Here is a 2,678-nt window from a genome sequence, read left to right as displayed (position 1 = left end):
ATTCTGGCAGCACAGGTGGTACAGATTCTGGCAGCACAGGTGGTACAGATTCTGGCAGTACAGGTGGTACAGATTCTGGCAGTACAGGTGGTACAGATTCTGGCAGTGCAGGTGGCGATATCATCCCTGTTTTTGTAGCGACGGCATCTTGCTCGGCTGGGGATGATCCTCACTGGCAATGTGGTGGTCAGTGGAGCGATATTCAGAATGTCGCTGATAGTGACTTTATCGCAATATGCCCGGGCGCTGAAGGCGGAAATTACTCTGATTGTGCTGACGATGATACATTTGTTTTATTCTCAAACGTTACTTCAAATGATGGCTTTTTTGTTTGCTCTGATGATGTCAACCTTGGGGGCGGGCGTAATGGATGCAGTGGCTCTAAATATGTAAGAGAAGCTAATTTTGGGAGTATTGATAGCGTTGTTACTGAACAAGGAGGTAGCGATGACTCTTCTGCTGGTACTGGTGGCGGTGAAAATAATGACTCTTCTGTAGGTGCAGGTGGTAGTGAAGTCTCCTTCGCTGATGTGACGATTAATGCTTTTCCAGATTTTATAAGTGGTCAGGCAGCTGTAGTGGCACCTTTTGAAGCAGATCTTGCACACCTTAATGCAGATGGCTGCCTAGATGCATTTATTACTTCTCATGCAACTACTGATCCTGATGGAATATATATACAGGACAATGCTGGAGGTGTGTGTCAGGGGACATTTAGCTACTTAGCGAATGATTATTCTATAAGCGGGCCTTCTAATAGGCGGATTACTTCATGGGTAATGCTGTTAGACCTAGATGGTGATTCCGATACTGATATATTAGGGGCCGATGTAGATGGTAACCCTTCTTTAGCTGCTCTTATGAATAGCGGCGAAGAAAGCTACTCAGGAGTTTCAGGCTGTTTATATGATGTTGATCGATGTTTGCCGATAGATTTTAATGGGGATGGAGATATTGAACTTATTTCAGCGCCTTTGGTTGGAGTTGGTTTTAATTCTAGTTTAAATAGCGTTAATGCAGGTACAGGAATATTTGGATCAATATATAGTTGGCCAGAAAGAACTGTTTTATATACTCCTGATTGGAACAATATATCTGAGCCAAATTTAACGCGTGCATGGTCGACCTCTTTAGTTTTTGATGCTAACAATGATTCATACCCTGATATGGTTAATCCTCAGCTTAACTTGATTTGGTTTAATAGTCCTTCAGGATTTTCAGATGCAGTTTCTGGAAATTTTGTAGCCTCCTCATCAATGTTTGATACTTCTTATTCTATTGACTCGGCGCAACACTCAAACCCACACCAACAGATACCAATTGACTACGATAATGATGGTGATTTGGATATCTTTAAGATTAGAGTGTATAAAGGCGGAAATAATTCTATTGATTTAGCGGATGGCGACAATGATGGTGATGGTATATGGTTGCTTGAGAATGACGGGACGGGCAGGTTTACCGATGTTTCAGTTACTGAGTTGTCAGGGTTAACTCTAAACTCTTTAACGTATCAAACTACATATGCAGGCTTAGGTGCTGGAGACTTCAATAATGATGGTTTGACGGATATTAGAGCTGATTGGCTAACTGGAGGGGGCTTTGAAGCGCCTTGTGGCATACTTATTAATGGTGGAACAGGGAACTGGAAGAAGGAAGCGTATTCATGCGGAAATGTTTTAAGTACGTCTGGTGGAAGAGTAGCTGCAGCAGGTGGGGCTTCTAAAACTGTGGTGGCGCATGGCGATTACGATAACGACGGTCGTTTGGATTTATTTTCCTCTAATTCTCAACCTAGCGCTAATAAAGATACCCTTAATTTGTTACGTAACACGGGACCAAGTAATAACAATTGGTTAGCATTCCAGGTTAAGGATGCGCCGACTACAGAAGGCTTGCACTCAAGAGTAGTGATACGAAACTCTGAAACAGATAATATTTTGTGTACGAGAGAGATTTATATTGCGCAACAATACGGTGGTTCGAGCGAGCATTGTGGTCTTGGTAGCGTAAGTACTGTGGACATCTCTGTTCAGTACCCTAATGGAGGAAGACTAGTTTCCTATCAAGATGTTGGTGTAAACCAGTTTTTGATGCTGAGGTTAGATGGCTCAGCAGAAGTATGGGCCCCAGGTTCAGGTATGTAGTCTAATTTCTTTATAGAAACTGCGCAAAGTTTCACTTTGTGCAGTTTTTTTTTACCTAGTAATTACTGATAGAATACAAGGATAGCTTAAACCTTGATATTAAATGGATGTACTTTGTGTCAATAAATTATACTGCTTCGCTTGACGGCCTGAGAGGTTATGCTGTTTTATCGGTAATACTTTTTCACTGTGGCATACTCTATTGGGGGTGGCTTGGTGTACAGCTATTTTTTGCACTCTCGGGTTTTCTAATAACCTTGAGCTTATTTTCAGGCAAGGAAAAGAGTTTTAAGCTATATCTTAAAAACTTTTATGTTCGAAGAGCTTTGAGGATTTTTCCTCTATACTTTTTATTCCTATTTATCGTGTTCATAATCTCCTTAGTGGTCGGTGAGCGGCGTTTTTCAAGGTAGTTGTCGCCTGAGCATTTAAGCTGCTTGTTTTTCCTTCTCCGGGTTCAACTTAACGTCACCCACTTTCTCCCAGTTCCGCGTAGCTTTTGACCACCTTATTTGGTTCTTTCTTTTCATC

2 protein-coding genes are annotated in these 2,678 nt (G+C 41.7%); both read left to right on the top strand.

What is annotated here, in order from left to right:
• Positions 1 to 2,147: VCBS repeat-containing protein (locus A3729_RS10970; protein WP_197475801.1), on the top strand; the 2,147-nt coding region annotated here is incomplete at its 5' end.
• 107 nt (positions 2,148 to 2,254) lie between these two features.
• Positions 2,255 to 2,560, top strand: coding sequence for an acyltransferase (locus tag A3729_RS34570; RefSeq protein ID WP_082880462.1), 306 nt, complete (start codon positions 2,255 to 2,257; stop codon positions 2,558 to 2,560).
• Positions 2,561 to 2,678: the final 118 nt, after the last annotated feature.

This window comes from Oleiphilus sp. HI0043 (assembly GCF_001634935.1).
This window is presented reverse-complemented; position numbering and strand designations above follow the sequence as displayed.